We start from the raw sequence: 18,823 nt of genomic DNA on the forward strand, positions 1-18,823 counted from the left end.
CGCTTGCGGGAGGGGAAAGATCACGCCAGCAGCGACACATTCCCGCCGGCTGCGGTCGTGTCGATGCAGACATGCCGTTCATGCACGCATCGGGCGGCGTAATGTTCTTCGGTGAACAGCGGCAGGATCGCGCCGTCGCGTGCGGCGAGCGCGATTCGGATGGCGCGCTGGTCATCGGGTGTGCTCCAGGCTGCCACCGCGTCAAAGCCGCTGATCAGCGCCAGATCGCCGCGTTCGATGAACCCGTCGATCGCGTGCGGCCCCCTTGCGCCCGGCACCACGATCAGCGCAGCACAACCTTCCGACTGCGCCGCCTGCGCCTGCTGAATCGCGGCCTCGACCGTCGGCCCCAGGCACAGGATGCGGCCTCGCGCATAGGTCGACAGCACGTTCGATTCGCCGGTGGGCCCGGGCATCGTCATGCTGTCCAGGGGCAGCTCGGTGACACGCGGCAGGGCAGTCAGCGCCGCTTCGACCTCGGCACGCGATGCGATCCGGGTCAGCGGCGGGAGCGCGTTGTGCGGACCTGAAGCCTCGGCGAAGCGCGGCAGATAACGCGGCCCGCCCGCTTTGGGTCCGGTGCCCGACATCCCCTCGCCTCCGAAAGGCTGCGCACCGACCACCGCGCCGATCTGGTTGCGGTTGACGTACATGTTGCCCGCATGAATTCGCGACGTGACATGATCGACGCGGCCATCGATTCGGGTCTGCAGCCCGAAGGTCAGGCCGTATCCGCGCGCGTTGATCCGGTCGATCAGCGCGTCGATCTCGCCGGCCTCGAAGGTCGCGATGTGCAGCACCGGCCCGAAGATTTCCTCGGCCAGGTCGTCGATGCCACCCACCGCAATCGCTGCGGGGCCGATGAACCAGCCGTTCGCCGGAGCCTCGAGCTGCTTGAGCAGCCGCCCGTCGCGCTGGGCTTGCTCGATGTGCGCGGCGATTTTGTCGCGCGCATGCGGATCGATCACCGGTCCGACGTCATTGGCAAGCCACCACGGGTCGCCCAGCGACAGCGCGTCCATCGCGCCGAACAGCATTTCCTTGAGCGGCTCGGCAATATCGCGCTGCACATACAGCATGCGCAGCGCCGAACAGCGCTGGCCCGCCGACTGGAAGGCGGAGGCGACGATGTCGCGCACGGCCTGTTCTGGCAAAGCGGTCGAATCGACGATCATCGCGTTGAGGCCGCCGGTCTCGGCGATCAGCATCGCATCGGGCGGGCAGTGCTCCGCCATGGTGCGGTTGATCGCCTGCGCGGTGGCGGTCGATCCGGTAAAGCAGGTGCCGGCGATTGCGCCATCCCCGGTCAGCGCGGCGCCCACCACCCGGCCCTGTCCGGGCAGCAGCTGCAGCGCGTGGTCGGGGACGCCTGCCTGATGCAGCAGCCGGGTCGCCAGATGCGCGATCAGCGGGGTCTGTTCGGCGGGTTTGGCGAGCACAGCATTGCCCGCCGCAAGCGCCGCTGCGATCTGGCCAGTGAAGATTGCCAGCGGAAAATTCCATGGCGAGATGCAGCTGATGATGCCGCGGGGTGCGAGCGCAGGGTTGGCCAGCGCCTCGGCCGCGTAATAGCGCAGGAAGTCGACCGCCTCGCGCAGCTCCGCGATCGCATCGAGCGCGGTCTTGCCTGCTTCGCGCGCCAGCAGCGCGAATATCTCGCCATGGTGCTCTTCGAGCAGGTCGGCGGCGCGGTTCAGGATCGCGGCGCGGGTCGCCACCGGTGCATTCCACGGGCGAGCAGCCGCAATGGCGGATGCGGCCTGGTCCGCGGTCGCATCACGCACTGTGCCGATCTGCGTGTCCGGGCTTGCCGGGCTGAACACCTCGCGGGCATGGGTGGCGGCGCTGGGCGCTCCCACGATCAGCGGCGCGGCGTGCCATTGGGCCTGCGCAAAGGCGCTGCGCGATTCGAGGAACGCGTTGAGGTCGGCGCGGTTGGCCAGATCCCAGCCGCGCGAATTGATCCGCGCCGGGGCATAAAGCGCCTGCGGGCGGATGATCCTGGCATCGGCCTCGGCCCTCGCGGCCTCGAGCTGCTCGAACGGGTCGGCAGCGATCGCCTCGGCGGGCACGGCGTGGTTTGCGAGCTGGTTGACGAACGACGAGTTGGCGCCGTTCTCCAGCAGGCGGCGCACCAGATAGGCGAGCAGTTCGCGGTGCTTGCCCACAGGCGCATAGATCCGCGAGCGGACCTTCTCGTTGCGCAGCAGCGCGCCGTGCAGCGGCTCGCCCATACCGTGCAGCCGCTGGAACTCGAAATCGTCGCGGTTGCCCGCCATCTCCAGGATCGCCGCGACGCTGTGCGCATTGTGCGTGGCGAACTGCGGATAGATGCGGTCGGTCAGCTTGAGCAATTGCGCCGCGCAGCAGATGTACGAGATATCGGTCGCAGCCTTGCTGGTGAAGACCGGAAAATCGGGCACGCCATCGACCTGCGCGCGCTTGATCTCGCTGTCCCAGTATGCGCCCTTGACCAGCCGGACCATGATCTTGCGGTCGAGCGACTCGGCAAGGCCATAGAGCCAGTCGATGACGAAGCTCGCGCGTTTGCCGAACGCCTGGACGACGACGCCAAGTCCGTCCCAGCCGGCGAGGGACGTATCGGCCAGCACCAGCTTGATGATGTCGAGCGACATGCCCAGGCGATAGGCTTCCTCGGCGTCGATATTGAGCCCGATGCGCGCATCGCGTGCGGCGCGGGCGAGCTCGAGCACGCGGTCGGCGAGCGCGGGAACGCACTCGTCCGCCTTGCTCATCTCGTAGCGCGGATAGAGCGCGGAAAGCTTGATCGACAGGCCCGGATTGGTGCGCATGTCGTCGGTTCTGGCGGCAGCGGCGATCGCGCGGATCGCGTCCATATAGGCGACGAAATAGCGGTCCGCATCGGGGAAGGTCAAAGCGGCCTCGCCCAGCATGTCGTAGCTGAAGGTCGCGCCCTCGTCGGCCCATTTGCGCGAGCGCTTGAGTGCTTCGTCCATGTCTTCGCCGAGCACGAACTGGTTGCCCAGCTCCTTCATGGCCCGGCGCACGGCGGCGCGGATGACCGGCTCGCCCAATCGCTTGATTGCCCCGCGAAGCGCGTCGAGCGGCCCCTTGCTGACCGATCCTTCGAGCACCGACTGGGTCATCGAGAGCGCGAAAGTGCTGGCGTTGACCAGGCTGTGTTCGGACTTGCCGAAATGCTCGCGCCAGTTGGCTGGCGAAATCTTGTCCTCGATCAGGTCGTCGATCGTCTCGGCATCGGGCACGCGCAGCAGCGCTTCGGCCAGCGTCATCAGCGCCAGCCCCTCGTCGCTCGACAGGCCGTATTGGCCCAGGAAGCTCTCCATCAGCGTGGGGCCGGAAGCCGCGCGGACATCCTCGACCACGCGTACCGCGCGCGCACGGATGCGGGCGCGCAGTTCGGGCGAGGGGGCATAGCTCGCGATCAGATGGTCGAGCACCGCGCCTTCATCGGCCCGGTGATGAGCGCGCACGGCATCGCGCAATGCAAGCAGTTGGGTCATGGCTAAAGCCTTGTCTGGGGAGGACGTTGTGGGTTCGCCCATACAGCAATTTCAGGGGTTTTGAAGGGGTGTGATTGCCTGCGCCTCTCCCCTCCCGCTGGCGGGAGGGGCAGGTCCGGCCTGCCGGACAGGGTGTGGGCTTGGGAGCACCACCTTGGCGTTCAGGCCCACCCCGGCCTTCGGCCACGCCTCCCGCAAGCGGGAGGGGAGAGGGATCTCTCAGATAACCCCGACGTCCTTGCCCGCCGCTTCGAAAATTCCCAGGATCTGCGTCACCTGTTCGCTCGAATGTTCGGCGCACAGCGAGCAGCGCAGCAGGGTCATGCCCGCAGGGGTTGCGGGCGGGCGGGCGAGGTTGACGTACAGCCCGCGGTCGAGCAGCGCCTCCCACATCTGGGCACCTTTCAGCATGTCGGTCATGATCACCGCGATGATGCCGCTCTGCGCTTCGGGTGTGCCAAGCTGGAAGCCGAGGTCGCGCAGGCCCTGGTGCAGCCGCTTGGAGTTTTCCCAAAGGTGCGCGCGCTTGTTGCCCGCATGCATCAGTTTGCGGATGCTGGTCGCGGCGGTCGCGACCACCGACGGCGGCAGGCTGGCGGTGAACACATAGGGGCGGCAGACGAGCCGCAGCACTTCGAACTTGGGGTGGTTGGATACGCAGAAGCCGCCGACGGTGCCGACCGACTTGCTGAACGTGCCGATGATGAAATCGACATCGTCCATCACGCCCGCTGCTTCGGCAACGCCGCGGCCGTTCTCGCCGATAAAGCCCATCGAATGCGCCTCATCCACCAGCACCATCGCGCCAGCGGCCTTGGAGATGGCGACCATTTCCTTGAGCGGCGCGATATCGCCGAGCATCGAATAGACGCCTTCGAGCACGACCAGCTTGCCCGCCTCAGGGGGCAGGCGCTTCAGCCGCTTTTCCAGCGCCTCGACATCGTTGTGCCGGAAGGCGACGATCTGGGCGTTGCCCAGCGCACAGCCGTCATAGATCGAGGCATGGCTGTCGATGTCGAGGATGATGTAATCCTCCTTGCCTGCCATGGTCGAGATGATGCCGAGGTTCGCCTGGTATCCGGTGGAAAAGACCATCGCATGGTCCATCCCGTAGAATTCCTTGAGCGCCTCTTCGCAGTCGCGGTGTCCGGCGTAGGTGCCGTTGAGCACGCGGCTGCCGGTGGTGCCCGATCCGAAATTGTCGAGCGCGGTCTTGCCGGCGTCGAGCACATCGGGATCGAAGGTCATCCCCATATAGTTGTAAGTGCCCAGCAGGATCGTTTCCTTGCCGTTGCACATCGCCACGGTGGGCGATTTGACCGATTCCATGACCAGCGCATAAGGATCGCGCACGCCGTGCGAAAGCAGCGCCTCGCGCTCGCCGATCAGGGCGTCGAACTTGGAAAACAGGTCGGTCATGGGGTCATTCTCTGTTGGGGGCAGGCAGGCGAGAAACAGCAGATGGGGTCAGGCGGTGAGTTTTTCCACCGCGGCGACCAGCTGGCCGACGGTTTCGATCTCCGCCTGCATGTTCATGGTGATGATGATGTCGAATTCATCCTCGATCGCGGCGACGAAATCCATGACGGTCAGGCTGTCCCACTCCAGATCACCCGCAAAGGTGGTGCCATCGGTCAGCGCGACGCCCTTTTTGTTGAACGGCTCGATCTGCGCGGCGATGCGCTCATAGGTGGCGGTGCTGTCGGTCATGGGTGTCTTTCGTCGATCAAGTGTGGGCACCGCCTTGCCCCGCGATTGCGGCATAAACGCGGCAGTATGTGGAAGCCTGAAGGCCAGTGCGGCGGCGCTTGTCAAGCACGGCGCGTCTATGTCATTAATCTGTAATGGAAGAGGGGGCCAAAGCAGCGCGAGTCGAAACGCCGAGACCGGCGATTCCCACCCCATGGCCGCAGACCCCGCACACCTTTTCGCCGCATGCCATCCACTTGATCCGCACATCGGTTCAGACCAATCTCGCATTGAGCCAGATGGCCGACCAGAAGGCGAGCATCCTGATGGGCGCGACCTTCGTGGTGTTCACAATTTCGGTCGGCCAGGCGCGCAGCGGCAACTTCACGCTGCCGCTGATCGTGCTCGCGCTGTTCGCGTTCCTGTCGGCGATGTGCGCGGTGTTTGCGATCCTGCCCTCGGTGCGCGGAACCCCAACGCCCAAAGCCAATGTTCCGCCCGGATCGACCAACTTCATGTTCTTCGGCAATTTTTCCGCGATGGCGGAAGATGACTTTGCCGATCTGGTGATCGACCAACTGCACACCGACGAGACAATCTTCCGCACCATGCTGCGCGATGTCCACCAGAACGGCATGGTGCTGCAGCACAAGAAGTACCGCTATCTCGGCCATGCCTATCGCATCTTCTTGATCGGCCTGTCGCTGACCTTCGCTTTGTTCCTGGTCGAGCTGGCGCTGGGCCGCTCGCTTATTTGAGCCAGCCCTGGGCACGATACCAGCGCGCGGTGTCTGCCAGTCCCTGACGTGTCGGTATCTCGGCACTCCACAGTTGCGACGGGGGTTTCCGGTCCGGATGGGCGGTCCAGTCGCTGTGCGCGATGTAGCGCGCCCGGTCGGGGGTCAGCTTCGCCGCCTTGCCGCGCAGCAGCCGGTCGCCCTGCGCGGCCAGATGCAGCGCTAGCTTGGGCGTGCTGAACGCGCGGACCTTGCGCCCCACCGCATCGCCCAGCGCATCGGCAAAATCCTTGTGGCTCCAGCCGCGCGGGGCACCGTCATCGACTTCGTGGATCGCGTTCGCATCACCTGCACCGCCCGCAAGCCGCACCAGCAGCGCGGCGAGATCGGCGACATGCACGACCGACATCCGCCCGCCCGGCGGCAACATCACCACGCCGCGCGCCGCCATCCGGAACAGGTCGAGCATCTCGGTATCGCCCGGGCCATAGACCGCGGGCGGGCGCACCATCTGCCAGTCGAGCCCGGATGCGACGACTCGCGCCTCGGCCTCGGCCTTGGACCAGCAGTAGTTCGACAGGCCAGGCTCGCGTGCGGCGAGCGACGAGACGTGAATGAACCGCGCAACCCCAGCCGCCTTCGCCGCCGCCAGCATGTTTTCGGTGCCGGTGATGTTGCCCGCGATGAAGCCCGCGCGGTCGGGCGCGTTGACCACGCCCGCGATATGCAGCACGCAATCGGCGCCGACGCACAGCTCGGAGAGGCTTTCAGGGTCGTCCAGCGCGCCTGGTACCCAGATTACGCCTTCGCGTTCCGGCTGCGGACGGCGGGTCAGCGCGCGGACCTGGTGACCGCTGGCCAGAGCCGCATCGATGCTCGCACCGCCGACAAAGCCGGTCCCGCCGGTCATCGCGATCACGCTCACAACAGCACCATCTGATCGCGGTGGACCAGCGCACTGCGCGGCGCATAGCCGAGCACCTCGGCGATCGCATCGCTGCGCAGCCCCATGATCCGTGCCGCATCGCCAGCGTCATATTCGGCCAGCCCCCGCGCGATCGTCTCTCCGCTTGCGTTCAGGATCTCGATCACGTCGCCGCGCACGAACTTGCCGTCCACGGCGGTGGCGCCCGCGGCGAGCAGGCTCGATCCCTTGGCGAGCGCGGCTTGCGCTCCTGCATCCACGGTGATCCGCCCGCGCGCGGTCATGCGCCCCGCCAGCCACAATTTGCGGCCCTTGCCCTGCGGCCCGGCGGTGAACACTGTGGCTCGGCCGCCCGCCGCCAGCCTGGCGAGCGGGTGGTCGTGCGTGCCGTTGGCGATGGCGAGGTGCGCGCCCGCGCTGGTCGCGATCCGTGCCGCCTCGAGCTTGGAGAGCATACCGCCCGATCCCATCCCCGATGCAGAGCCGCCATCGGCCATGGCGCGGATCCGCGCATCGATCCGCGCGACGCTCTCGACAAGCTTGGCGTCGGGGTCGTTCTTCGGGTTGGCGGTGTAGAGCCCGTCGACGTCGGAGAGCAGCACCACGCCGCCAGCGCCTGCCGCCTGCGCGATGCGCGCGGCGAGCCGGTCGTTGTCGCCGAAGCGGATTTCCTCGGTCGCGACCGAATCATTCTCGTTGATCACCGGCACCACGCCCAGCGCGATCAACCGGCGCAAGGTTGCCGATGCGTTGAGGAAGCGCCTGCGATCTTCCAGATCGTCGAGCGTGACCAGCATCTGCGCGGCGGTGATGGCATGATCGCCCAGCAGTTCGGCCCAGCATTGGCTGAGCGCAATCTGCCCGGTGGCGGCGGCTGCCTGCGCATCCTCAAGGCTGGCGCGGCCGCCCTTGGGCAGCCCCAGCCTCCGTGCGCCCAGCGCGATCGCGCCCGAGGAGACGATGACGATGCGCTGCCCGGCCGAGGTCCGCGCGGCGATGTCGTCGACCAAGGACGCCAGCCATTCGCGCCGGACCGTCCCGTCGGGCGCCACCAGCAGCGCCGAGCCGACCTTGACCACCAGCACCGGACAGGCGGCGGCAGACAGCAGGGCGGCGGGGGAAGGGGCGTGGGTCATCGTTCAAATCCCGTTTTCCGGCGAAAGCGGCACCAAGTGAGTTACAGGCGAAACAGACGGTCTTCCATCCCCGTCATTCCCGCGAACGCGGGAATCCCGCTTTTTGCCTGGCCAGCTTTAGAAGCGGGACCCCCGCGTGCGCGGGGGTGACGAGAGAAAGGCACGATATTGCAGAACCACGGCTTGTAGCCGCTCAAACCGGAGACCAGACCCCCGGCTCGCTGTCGGCATTCGGATCGACCCCTTCGGGCTTTTCGGTCGCGGTATCGCGCGGCAGGTATTCGAGCAGTGCGTCGAACAGCGCCTCGATCCCCGCGCCGGTCGCCGCAGAAATCGGGAACACGCGTTCCGCACCCGCTGCCAGCACCTCGTCGGAAAAATGCTGCATCAGCTCGTCGTCGAGCAGATCGCCCTTGTTGAGCGCCACCAGCCTCGGCTTTTCGTCAAGCCCGGCGCCGTAGTTGGTCAGTTCGCCATTGACGATCCGCATCGCCTCGAGCGGATCGTCGCCATTGGCATCGATCAGATGGATGAGCACCTGGCAGCGTTCGATATGGCCCAGGAACCGGTCGCCGATCCCTGCGCCTTCGGCCGCGCCCTCGATCAGCCCGGGGATGTCGGCGAGCACGAACTCGCGGTTCTTGTGCTGGACCACGCCCAATTGCGGACGCAGCGTCGTGAAGGGATAGTCGCCGACCTTGGCGTGGGTGTTGGTCACCTGGTTGATGAAGGTGGACTTGCCCGCATTGGGCAGGCCGACCAACCCTGCATCCGCCATCAGCTTCAGCCGCAGCCAGACATACATTTCCGCGCCTGGCCAGCCCGGGCCGTGCTGGCGCGGGGTGCGGTTGGTGCTGGTCTTGTAGCTGAGGTTGCCGCGCCCGCCATCGCCGCCGCGCAGCAGTGTGATCCGCTGGCCTGCATGCGTGAAGTCGGCGAGCACCTCTTCCTTGTCCTCGCTCAGCACCTGGGTGCCGACGGGAACCTTGATCACAAGGTCCTCGCCGCCCGCGCCGGTGCGGTTGCGACCCATGCCGCCGGTGCCGCGCCGCGCCTTGAAGTGCTGGGTGTAGCGAAAGTCGATCAGCGTGTTGAGGCCGCTGACCGCTTCGAAGATGATGTCGCCGCCCTTGCCGCCATTGCCGCCGTCCGGACCGCCATATTCGACGTACTTTTCGCGGCGAAAGGACACCGCGCCCTGTCCGCCGGTACCCGAGCGGATGAAAATCTTGGCTTGATCGAGAAAATGCATGGGGCCGCCCCTAAAGGAAAGGCATGCAAAACGCCAGAGCCAGCGATCACAGGGGCCGGGCGTGCGTCTGCCCGCGGCGCTGGATCGCCTCAAATTGCATGGGACCCCTTGCCTGCGGCCAGCGAAATACGATATTCGCAATCATCTATGCATCCTCAGACCCCCACCCTTGCGCCGCGCCTGGCGCCCCTGACCCTTTCTGCGGCGGGTGGCAGGTTTGCCGTGCACGCAGGCCCGGACCGCGAGGACGGGAATGACGATGGCCCGCCCGATATCGGCATCGCGGTCAAGACTCGCGCCAAGTCGAAGAAGCCCAGCCAGTACAAGGTGCTGATGCTCAACGACGATTACACCCCGATGGAATTCGTGGTGCTGGTGCTCAAGCGCTTCTTCAGCATGAACATGGACGAGGCGACGCGGGTGATGCTCCACGTTCATCAGAAGGGCGTCGGCGTGTGCGGCATCTTCACCTATGAGGTTGCCGAGACCAAGGTTAACCAGGTGATGGACTTCGCCCGCGAAAACCAGCACCCGCTGCAGTGCACGCTCGAGAAGGTTTGACACCGCAAGCGGCGTTGCCCCCCTTGCACCCGGTGCCGCAGGCGTTAAACAGCGGCGATGGACAAGATCATCATTCGCGGCGGCAAGCCGCTCTCGGGCCGTATTCCCATCTCCGGAGCCAAGAACAGCGCGCTGACGCTGTTGCCGTGCGCGCTGCTCACCGATGAGCCGCTGACGCTGCGCAACCTGCCGCGGCTAGCCGACGTCGACAGCTTCGGCCATCTGCTCAACCAGCTCGGCGTCTCGACGATGATCGAAGGCGCGCGGCCCGAGGATTTTGGCCGGGTGATGACGCTGCGCGCGGGCCGCGTCACCGCAACGGTCGCGCCCTATGACATCGTGCGCAAGATGCGCGCCTCGATCCTGGTGCTGGGCCCCTTGCTGGCGCGCGCGGGCGAGGCGACGGTCTCGCTTCCCGGCGGCTGCGCGATCGGCAACCGCCCGATCGACCTGCACTTGAAGGCGCTGGAGGCGCTGGGCGCGGAAATCGAGATCGCGGCGGGATACGTCACCGCGCGCGCGCCCAAGGGCGGGCTTCCTGGCGGCGACTTCGGCTTTCCCGTGGTTTCCGTCGGCGCGACCGAAAATGCGCTGATGGCCGCGGTGCTCGCCAAGGGTACCTCGACGCTGCGCAATGCCGCGCGTGAACCCGAGATCGTCGACCTGTGCAACCTGCTGGTGGCGATGGGCGCGGTGATCGAGGGCATCGGCGGATCGACCTTGGTCATCCATGGCAAGGACCGGCTGCACGGCGCGACCTATCGCGTGATGGCCGACCGGATCGAGGCGGGCAGCTATGCCTGCGCCGCCGCGATCACCGGCAGCCCGCTCGACCTGATCGGCGCCAGGCTCGACGAGATGGAAGCCACGATCGCGGCTTTGCGTCAGGCCGGCGTGCATGTCGAGGAAATCGCCGACGGCATCGCGGTGCGGCCCAACGGCAAATTGCAGGCGCTGACCCTCTCGACCGCGCCGTTCCCGGGCTTTGCAACCGACATGCAGGCCCAGTTCATGGCGATGCTGTGCATGGCCGAAGGCACCAGCATGCTCACCGAGACGATCTTCGAGAACCGCTACATGCACGTGCCCGAACTGAACCGCATGGGCGCACATATCGATGTCAAGGGCCGCACCGCGGTGGTGCACGGCGTCAACCGCATGGTCGGAGCGCCGGTGATGGCGACCGATCTGCGCGCCTCGATGAGCCTGATCATCGCAGGGCTTGCCGCCGAGGGAGAGACCGAGGTCAACCGCGTGTACCATCTCGACCGCGGCTATGAGCGGCTGGAAGAGAAACTGCAGGCAGTCGGCGCAGATATCGAGCGCGTCGGCGGGGATTGACGGGCGGGCTGGCTCATCCCGCTCTCCCCTCCCGCATGCGGGAGGGGCAGGTCCGGCTTGCCGGACCGGGGTGGGCCTGAAACGTTCCGAATCTCAGGCCCACCCCGGCCTCGGCTGCGCCTCAGCCACCCCTCCCGCCAGCGGGAGGGGAGAGGGTTTCGACCAGATCGCGCACCAGCCACAGCCGGATCGCGCTCGCGAGGTTCGGCGGGTCGTCCGCCTCGATCCGTTCGACATCGATCCGGGCCACCAGCGCGTTGAGCGGCAGCATGCGCGCCTCGGCGGCAGCCTTGAGCATGTCCCAGAACAGGGGCTCCAGGCTGATCGAGGTGAGATGCCCCGCAATCTGGATGCTGCGCTTGACCGGGCCGCGATAAAGGTCGTCGGTGGAGATCATCCGGGCGGGTAGAGCCGGTTCATTTCGGCGACATTGGCCGCGATGATCTGTTCGAGCACGCCCAAGTCGATCTGGTCGAGCCGGTTCACATAGAGGCACGACTTTTCCATCTTGTGCTTGCCAAGCCGGGCCAGCAGCGCCTCTTGCTGCGCAGCGGCGGCGCCTTCCAGATCGCTGCACATCAGGTAGATGCTGTGCTTGCCCTTGCGCGGGGCAAAGCCCGATCGCATCGATGTGCCGCTGCGCCCGCTGTCATAGGTATAATGATATTCGCCAAAGCCGATCATGCTCGGCCCCCACATCTTCGCAGGCTCGCCGGTCACACGCTGGTAAAGTTCCAGCAGGGCCTGCGCTTCCTCGCGCCGCCGGTCGGGCTCCAGCGCGGCGATATAGCCTTTCACATCGGCATCGGTGGCCACGGTCTTGTTGGCTGCATCCGCCATCTTGCATCCCCCATGATCAAGGCCTAAAGGCTAGCACGTCTGATGGGGAGTAGCCAACCGGTGCGGTGCACTGGTCCGCGCGTCAACACACTTGGTCGAGAGGCCATGGTGCGCGGGTTTCCGGACCTTTTTCGAGGCCCGGCTTCCGGCAAGACCGATGACACCTGATCCCATTGTCCGGCCGGGCAGGGGGAAAGGTGTTGTTGCGTTTTTGCTTGAAACCCTGCTGCCCGGCCCCGGAAGTTATCCTGCTTATGGAAGCCTTTCTCGCCTCGTTGTCACTCGTTGCGCTCGCCGAAATGGGTGATAAGACGCAGCTGCTCGCCATCCTGCTCGCCGCCCGGCTGCGCAAGCCGGTGCCGATCATCGCCGGCATTCTGGTCGCGACACTCGCCAACCATTTCCTCGCGGCCTTGCTCGGCCAGCAGATCGCAGGCCTGCTCGACAGCCCCGCTTTCCGCTATGCCATCGCGGCGGGTTTTGTCGGCATGGCGTTATGGGCGCTGATCCCCGACACGTTCGACGAGAACGACCAGCCCAAGGCGCGCAGTGCAGGTGTGTTCGTCACAACCCTGATCGCGTTCTTCCTCGTCGAGATGGGCGACAAGACCCAGATCGCCACGGTCGCGATGGGCGCGCACTACCAGAACGTGATCGCGGTGACAGCGGGCACCACCCTGGGCATGATGATCGCCAATGTGCCCGCCGTGCTGCTGGGCCACAGGATCGAGCGCATCCTGCCGATCCGCGCGCTGCAGATCGGCGCAGCTGTGCTGTTTGCCGCACTCGGGCTTTGGGTCGCGGCGCAGACGGCGGGCTGGGTCGGATAACTGGCGGTTCAGCCGTCGCAGTCGTTCCAGTAATCCTTGTTGGTGGTGCAGCTGCGCAGTCCGCTATAGTGATTGACGGTACACACCGTCTTCATCGGGCAGGCCTTGAACGGGCGAGGGCGATAATCGCGCGGCGGCGCTGCGGGACGGCTGTAGATCGCGGCGGCCTGGGTGCGCAGCGGGGTCATCTGCGACCTGATCGAGTCGTCGCCGTTCCGGATCGCATAATCCATCCAGTACAGCACCTCGGTCTCGTACTTCATCGCGTCCTTGGATTGCAGCAGCGATGATGCCGCCATCACCGCGCCATAGACCTCGCCCTGTTCGGCCATGCTGCGCGACAGCCGATAGGCGAGGTCGAAGTCCTTCTTCGTCCCGCGTCCCTCGCTGATCATCGTGAAGGCCATGATCGTCGAATAGACATGACCGCGCTCGGCTGCCTGGCGGAACAGGTCGAACGCCTTCTTCTCGTCCTTCTTCACGCCCAGGCCTTCGTGATAATAGATGCCCGCCCGGTGCATCGCGTCGACATGGCCGGCCGCGGCGGCCTGCTCCATCATCCTGACGCCGCCCTTGATGTCTTTAGTCCCATAGCCGCCCTGCGCCAGCAATGTGCCGTAGATGTACATGCCCATCGGGTCGTCCCCGGTGGCCGAGGCGCGGATCAGGTCGAGCCCCTGCGACTTAGGAAGGTCGCTGAAGAAGCCCGAATACACCGACAGCCCCACCTCCAGCATCGCACTGGCGTCCTTCTGCCTGTCGATGAAACGCCGCGCGATCTTCAACCCGTCCGGGGTCGAGATGACGTGGTTCACCGCCTTGTCGAGCAGCGGCTGTGGCGGCGCGGGGCAGGGGGCGGGGGCGTTGGACGCGTTCTCGTGCGCGCGCGCCCAGGCCTCTTCGTCCGCGGATATCGCCGCGCCCTTGTCGAGATCGTTGATCAGCCGGTCATAGGCGACATGGCAATCGGTGCGCGGCTGGTGCAGCCGCTGCGGATCGGGGGCCGATCCGGCGGTCAGCGTTGCGGGCTGCGCGGCAAGAACCAGGGCCAGGCCAGCGCCTGCGGCAATTCGGGCAAATCGGGAGAGCATGGTCGAGGCATCCTTGGAACCAGCCTTGTGGCTGGAAGGTGGCTTGCGACCTTGAGGCCAAGGCTAGAATCGCGCCGTGCCCAAGTCAACATCACCGGCATGGCACACTGCACACTTGCCCCTGCTGTGCCGCGCTGATAGTCGGCGCGCGAGCACCTACATCAGCAGAAAGTCCGCTTGCATGACCCAATCCGTCAACCGCGTCGTTCTGGCCTTTTCGGGCGGGCTGGATACCAGCGTCATCCTCAAGTGGCTGCAGCAGACCTATAATTGCGAGGTCGTGACCTTCACCGCCGATCTGGGCCAGGGCGAGGAGCTGGAGCCCGCGCGCGCCAAGGCGCAGATGATGGGTGTGAAGCCCGAACACATCTTCATCGACGACTTGCGCGAGGAGTTCGTCAAGGACTACGTGTTCCCGATGATGCGCGCCAATGCGGTCTACGAAGGCACTTATCTGCTGGGCACCTCGATCGCGCGTCCGCTGATCGCCAAGCGCCAGATCGAGATCGCCAAGATGGTCGGCGCAGATGCGGTCAGCCACGGCGCGACCGGCAAGGGCAACGATCAGGTGCGTTTCGAACTCGGCTATTACGCGCTCGATCCCGACGTGAAGGTGATCGCTCCGTGGCGCGAATGGGACCTGACCAGCCGCACCAAGCTGATCGAGTTCGCCGAGACGCACCAGATTCCGGTGAGCAAGGACAAGCGCGGCGAAGCGCCGTTCTCGACCGACGCCAACATGCTGCACACCTCGTCCGAGGGCAAGGTGCTCGAGGACCCGTGGGATGAAGTCCCCGACTATGTCTATTCGCGCACCAACCACCCCGAGGATGCGCCCGACACGCCCGAATATATCACGATCGATTTCGAGCGCGGCGACGGCGTCGCGATCAACGGCGAGGGCATGAGCCCGGCGACCCTCCTCGAAAAGCTCAACGGGTATGGCAAGACCCATGGCATCGGACGGCTCGATCTGGTCGAGAACCGCTTCGTCGGCATGAAGTCGCGCGGCATGTACGAAACGCCGGGCGGCACGATCTATCACATCGCGCACCGCGGCATCGAGCAGCTGACGCTGGATCGCGGGGCTGCGCACCTCAAGGACGAGCTCGCCCCGCGCTATGCCGAACTGATCTACAATGGCCTGTGGTTCAGCCCCGAGCGCGAGATGCTGCAGGCGGCGATCGACCACAGCCAGGCGCATGTCACCGGCACCGTGCGGCTCAAGCTCTACAAGGGCAACGCCTGGGTCGTCGGCCGCAAGTCGCCATTCTCGCTGTACAGCGAAAAGGTGGTGACGTTCGAGGACGATGCCGGCGCCTATGACCAGAAGGATGCCGAAGGCTTCATCAAGCTGAACGCGCTGCGCCTGCGCCTGCTGGGCCGCCGGGGGGCCTGAGCGCGCTTATGGAGCGGGCAGAGGGCACGAACCGCACTCTGATGCAGGTGCTGACCTATGCAGGGGCGCTGCCGTTCCTTGCGGGCGCGTCGTGCCACATCACCGGCTATGGCGATGTCAACGCGGCCAATCTCACCTGCTACTGGGCGTTCACCATCCTGATGTTCATGGCGGGCACATTGTGGGGTATCCAGGTGGTGGCCCCGCAGAAGGTCAGCCCCAATCTGCTGATCGCCAGCAACGTCGTGGTGCTGGGCACCTGCGCTGCCTTGTGGTTCGTGCCGTTCAACGAGGCGGCGTTGCTGTTCGCGATCGGCTTCGGCGTGCTGCTGTGGCTCGACCGCCGCGCGATGGAGGCGGGGGCGACCGACATGGCTTATGGCACGATGCGCGCCCGCGTCTCGGCAATCGTGATTGCGTGCCTGGTGCTGATCGCGGTCGTGCCGATGGGGACGATCGGCTGACTGGTTCAGGGCCGCGCGGGGCGAATCGCCTGTCCAAGTCCTGCTCGCTAACCCTGTTTGTTACACGTGCGTGAAACAAACCATCAGCCCGACTTTAATCCATTGTTGTCCACCATTTTATCCACAGCGAACCCGTGTTGCCTGTGGATAACTTGCGCAATTTTGCTGGCTGCGACTCGGATGTCGTGACACCTTTGTGAAGTCGGAAGGACAGACGGAAAGCGGACTGAAGACCGAGAAAAGCGTTGAAATACAGCAATGTAGATCGTGCTTTGAGGGTCGGAGAGTACGCCCGCCAGGCAGGCCAGCGATGGCAGGTAGGGCGCGAGAGACGGCAGGTGTTATGCACAGGCCAGACATAGGCGGAAAAAGCCGCCCCGCAGCAGAAATGGTGCAGGGATGGGCAGTCCACCGAACGTCCGAATGAAGAACCGATGATCGGCAGGCAGGCGAAATGCGGGACGAAAGTCCGGGATGGAGCAGCAGGCCGATGCGATGCCCCGGGCTTTGCAAAATGCGGGTCAGGACAACCGGTTAACGCGCATGATCCTTCGGGATGGTGCTGCCGGGCCGGATGACTTGAAACGGATGCGCAAAAATGGGGTGTCAGGCAGAGCGCGGACCCGGGTCCATCGGTCTTCGGACCATATGGCACCGGGCCTCGCGCGAAGCCGGACGCTTGGGAAGGGTCATCAGGACCGAAGCGGCAACTTCAGCAATGCAGCTGTCGCAACCGCAAACCTGAAAACGGATACGTCGGCCCAGCCGCTCGCGGCGCAGCAGACGGACCATTTTGAGGCGGGAAACCGCCTTCGGGGCTTCGGCCAAAAGGACCGGTTGATCAGATCAGGCGCAGTGGGGGCCGACAGCAATGTCGGCCCCCGTTTTGCGTTTGGGCCCTAGGCAGCCCCGATCGCGTCGGCTACCCAGCACCCAGGGATCTGGTCGTGCATGCCGGACGGTGCGCGGCACCGGCAACGGGCCAGGGGGAGCGGCAAGAGGTGCGGTCGCAATGATCAGTCGATTGGGATCGGGCGGCGGCGCTCTGGTGGCCGTGGCGCTGGCCGGGGTCATCGCTGCGACCCTGATCGCCAACCAGCCGATCCGCTTTCCGCTCGACGATGCCTATATCACCATTGCCAATGCCCAGCAGATCGTCACCGGCGCGGTGGACAGCTATGGCTACACCCGGCCAACCGGCGCGACCAGCCTGGTGCACATGCTGCTGCTGGTGCCGCTGGGCCTGGTGATGGCCTGGCCTGCCGCCTCGCTTACCCTGGCGATGCTCGCGGCGTCGGCTTATGTCCTTGGCCTGTACCGGGCGCTGCTGACGATCAGCGGCCATCGCGGCGTCGCGATCCTCGGCAGCATCGCCGGGTTCGCAGGCATCAAGCTGTGGTACCAGCTGATGAACGGGCTGGAGACCGGGTTTGCCATGGCGGCGGTGATCTGGACCGTTTATCTCGCGCAGTTTCCCGACGATCCGGCGCGGCGCCGATGGCTGGCAGGGCTGATAGGGGTGCTGCCCTTCATTCGGCCTGAACTTGCGCTGCTGACCGCCGTGCTGGCGATTGCCGCAGCAGCCAGACTTTACCGCCAGCCGGCGCAGCTGGCGCGGCTCGCCGCGCTGACGCTGGGCGTTGCGGCGCTGCTGGCGGCGCTGGCCTGGGCGGCGACGGGCGAGCTGGTTCCGCAGACCGCAGGTGCCAAGGTCGCGTTCTTCGGCGATGGCGGGCTGTCGCTGCCCGACCGGCTGCTGATCGTGCTGCTGTCGGTCGCCACGGCGCCGCTGGGATGGGTGCTGCTCGGCCTCGCCGCGCTGCCCATGGTCCGCGACGGCTGGGCGCTGCTGGCCTTTGTAGGCACCTATCTGCTCGCCAGCGCGCTGTCGCTGCCCAGCGGGCTGATGCACAACGAGCAGCGCTACCTGTTCATCTTCGTGCCGCTGGCGCTGGCGGGCTGGGCGGCGCTTGCCGCGCGCGCGGACGTCATGCGCGGCAGGGCCCCGATGATCGTCTCGGCGGGCGCCGCGCTGATGATCGCCAGCTTCTTCCTTGGCGGCTGGAGTTTCTATCGCGACAGCCTCTGCATCACTGCGGATCAGGAGCAGCTTGCCACCTGGGCGAAGCGCAACCTGCCGCGCGATGCCCGGGTGCTGATCCATGATGCGGGCTATTTCGGCTGGCAGACCGATTTTGCGCTGGTCGATGTGGTGGGGCTGAAATCCCCCGATTCGATCGCCGCGCATCGTCGCTGGACGCTGCCGTCGGCGGGCAAGGATCGCGGCCGCGCGGTCGACGAGATCGCGCGCAAGGCACGCGTCACGCATGCGGTGATCCTAGACCGACCCTTTTGGGGCGACATCGCCGGGCATCTGCGCAAGGCGGGCTGGCAGCTCGATCCGCTGCGCGCGGGTCCCGATGACGACTATCACGTCTACCGCCTCACCCCGCCGCAGCAGCGCGCGGCGCGGCGGGAGTGATGGGCAACGCGATCACAAGGGGGCTGAAATGAGGATGCGGATGGCGCTTAAGCAATCGATGGTGCTGGCAGGGCTTGCGGTAGTGGGTGCATCCCCCGCGGTCGCGGCAACGGCAACGGTAACGGCAGCCGAGCTTGGCGCGGCCCAGCGTTATGTCGAAAGCATCTTTGCCCGGCTCCCGGGCGATTTCGACTATCGCTCGGTTCGCTACACGCCTGCGCTCAAGGCGCTGATCGCCAGGGACGATGCCTGCGCCGCAGCAGGCGGCGGATATTGCGTGATCGATGCCGTCCCGTTTTGCGACTGCCAGGACACCGGCACGGACTACAGGGTCGTCGGCAGCACCGTCACCGCGATCGGCAGATCAGGCGCGCGCGTCACGGTCAACATGCGCAACGGCGGCAAGGTGCGCTACTCGGTGGACCTCGCTTTGGCCAAAGGCGTTTGGTACGTAGCGGATATCGCCACTCCTGCGACCCCCAGCTTTGCCGCCAAGCTGAAACAGGGGCTGCACTGATCGCGCAGCGCGCATCCGCGCCGCAACGGTTCGTCACATTTCGGGCGGGCGCA

17 protein-coding genes are annotated in these 18,823 nt (G+C 65.8%); 8 read left to right on the forward strand and 9 right to left on the reverse strand.

Translation table 11 applies throughout. The features are described 5' to 3' along the window. Positions 1-20: 20 nt before the first annotated feature. The 3 genes from putA to BSY18_RS01335 all read right to left on the reverse strand — a co-directional run bounded on the left by putA (position 21) and on the right by BSY18_RS01335 (position 5,216). Complete coding sequence (gene putA, locus BSY18_RS01325; protein WP_069049402.1) at positions 21-3,506, reverse strand: bifunctional proline dehydrogenase/L-glutamate gamma-semialdehyde dehydrogenase PutA; 3,486 nt, start codon at positions 3,504-3,506, stop codon at positions 21-23. Positions 3,507-3,725: 219 nt separating this feature from the next. Continuing rightward, the gene (spt, locus tag BSY18_RS01330) at positions 3,726-4,925 is read right to left on the reverse strand and encodes a serine palmitoyltransferase (protein ID WP_054133434.1); all 1,200 of its coding nucleotides are present in this window, start codon (positions 4,923-4,925) and stop codon (positions 3,726-3,728) included. A 48-nt stretch (positions 4,926-4,973) separates the two neighbouring features. Further along, entirely contained in the window at positions 4,974-5,216 is a 243-nt protein-coding gene (locus BSY18_RS01335; protein WP_054133433.1) for an acyl carrier protein, read from the reverse strand. Between the two features lie 236 nt (positions 5,217-5,452). Between BSY18_RS01335 and BSY18_RS01340 the strand changes: the two genes are divergently transcribed. After that, the gene (locus BSY18_RS01340; protein ID WP_231683640.1) at positions 5,453-5,953 is read left to right on the forward strand and encodes a Pycsar system effector family protein; all 501 of its coding nucleotides are present in this window, start codon (positions 5,453-5,455) and stop codon (positions 5,951-5,953) included. Here the strand turns inward: BSY18_RS01340 and BSY18_RS01345 are convergent. From BSY18_RS01345 to obgE, 3 genes are all read right to left on the reverse strand, one after another. Continuing rightward, positions 5,946-6,857, reverse strand: coding sequence for an NAD-dependent epimerase/dehydratase family protein (locus tag BSY18_RS01345; RefSeq protein WP_069049403.1), 912 nt, complete (start codon positions 6,855-6,857; stop codon positions 5,946-5,948). The genes BSY18_RS01340 and BSY18_RS01345 overlap by 8 nt on opposite strands. Then, entirely contained in the window at positions 6,854-7,993 is a 1,140-nt protein-coding gene (gene proB, locus BSY18_RS01350; RefSeq protein ID WP_069049404.1) for a glutamate 5-kinase, read from the reverse strand. Before proB ends, BSY18_RS01345 begins: the two co-directional genes overlap by 4 nt. A 193-nt stretch (positions 7,994-8,186) precedes the next feature. Then, positions 8,187-9,245 (reverse strand): GTPase ObgE, encoded by a 1,059-nt coding sequence (gene obgE / locus BSY18_RS01355; RefSeq protein WP_054133430.1) that lies wholly within the window; start codon positions 9,243-9,245, stop codon positions 8,187-8,189. 147 nt (positions 9,246-9,392) lie between these two features. On the opposite strand from obgE, the gene clpS reads away from it, so the two are divergent. Together clpS and murA are read left to right on the forward strand one after the other, a co-directional pair. Beyond that, positions 9,393-9,806 carry an ATP-dependent Clp protease adapter ClpS gene (gene clpS, locus BSY18_RS01360; RefSeq protein ID WP_054133429.1) on the forward strand — a complete coding sequence of 138 codons (414 nt, stop codon included), beginning with the start codon at positions 9,393-9,395 and terminating at the stop codon, positions 9,804-9,806. A gap of 57 nt (positions 9,807-9,863) precedes the next feature. Next, complete coding sequence (murA, locus tag BSY18_RS01365; RefSeq protein WP_054133428.1) at positions 9,864-11,147, forward strand: UDP-N-acetylglucosamine 1-carboxyvinyltransferase; 1,284 nt, start codon at positions 9,864-9,866, stop codon at positions 11,145-11,147. Between the two features lie 121 nt (positions 11,148-11,268). Here murA and BSY18_RS01370 read toward each other — a convergent pair whose 3' ends face one another. Together BSY18_RS01370 and BSY18_RS01375 are read right to left on the reverse strand one after the other, a co-directional pair. Beyond that, positions 11,269-11,544 (reverse strand): ribbon-helix-helix domain-containing protein, encoded by a 276-nt coding sequence (locus BSY18_RS01370; RefSeq protein WP_054133427.1) that lies wholly within the window; start codon positions 11,542-11,544, stop codon positions 11,269-11,271. Beyond that, a complete protein-coding gene (locus tag BSY18_RS01375) occupies positions 11,541-11,987 on the reverse strand; it encodes a DUF1801 domain-containing protein (protein ID WP_054133426.1) in 447 nt (148 codons plus the stop codon). The genes BSY18_RS01370 and BSY18_RS01375 overlap by 4 nt, the downstream gene beginning before the upstream one ends. A gap of 254 nt (positions 11,988-12,241) precedes the next feature. Between BSY18_RS01375 and BSY18_RS01380 the strand changes: the two genes are divergently transcribed. Then, positions 12,242-12,817 carry a TMEM165/GDT1 family protein gene (locus tag BSY18_RS01380; RefSeq protein WP_069049405.1) on the forward strand — a complete coding sequence of 192 codons (576 nt, stop codon included), beginning with the start codon at positions 12,242-12,244 and terminating at the stop codon, positions 12,815-12,817. A gap of 8 nt (positions 12,818-12,825) precedes the next feature. On the opposite strand, the gene BSY18_RS01385 is transcribed toward BSY18_RS01380, so the two are convergent. Beyond that, positions 12,826-13,908, reverse strand: a complete 1,083-nt coding sequence (locus BSY18_RS01385; protein WP_069049406.1) for a tetratricopeptide repeat protein — start codon at positions 13,906-13,908, stop codon at positions 12,826-12,828. 181 nt (positions 13,909-14,089) lie between these two features. Between BSY18_RS01385 and BSY18_RS01390 the strand changes: the two genes are divergently transcribed. The 4 genes from BSY18_RS01390 to BSY18_RS01410 all read left to right on the forward strand — a co-directional run bounded on the left by BSY18_RS01390 (position 14,090) and on the right by BSY18_RS01410 (position 18,770). Next, positions 14,090-15,307, forward strand: coding sequence for an argininosuccinate synthase (locus tag BSY18_RS01390; RefSeq protein WP_069049407.1), 1,218 nt, complete (start codon positions 14,090-14,092; stop codon positions 15,305-15,307). Between the two features lie 8 nt (positions 15,308-15,315). Further along, a complete protein-coding gene (locus tag BSY18_RS01395) occupies positions 15,316-15,771 on the forward strand; it encodes a DUF3429 domain-containing protein (RefSeq protein ID WP_054133422.1) in 456 nt (151 codons plus the stop codon). 1,012 nt (positions 15,772-16,783) lie between these two features. Further along, on the forward strand, positions 16,784-18,253 hold the full coding sequence (locus tag BSY18_RS01405; protein ID WP_150126178.1) for a hypothetical protein: 1,470 nt from the start codon (positions 16,784-16,786) through the stop codon (positions 18,251-18,253). A gap of 28 nt (positions 18,254-18,281) precedes the next feature. Next, positions 18,282-18,770: a hypothetical protein gene (locus tag BSY18_RS01410; protein ID WP_171900155.1), complete on the forward strand. Its 489-nt coding sequence runs from the start codon at positions 18,282-18,284 to the stop codon at positions 18,768-18,770. Positions 18,771-18,823 lie beyond the last annotated feature (53 nt).

It is taken from the genome of Blastomonas sp. RAC04 (assembly GCF_001713435.1).
GTDB lineage: Bacteria > Pseudomonadota > Alphaproteobacteria > Sphingomonadales > Sphingomonadaceae > Blastomonas > Blastomonas fulva.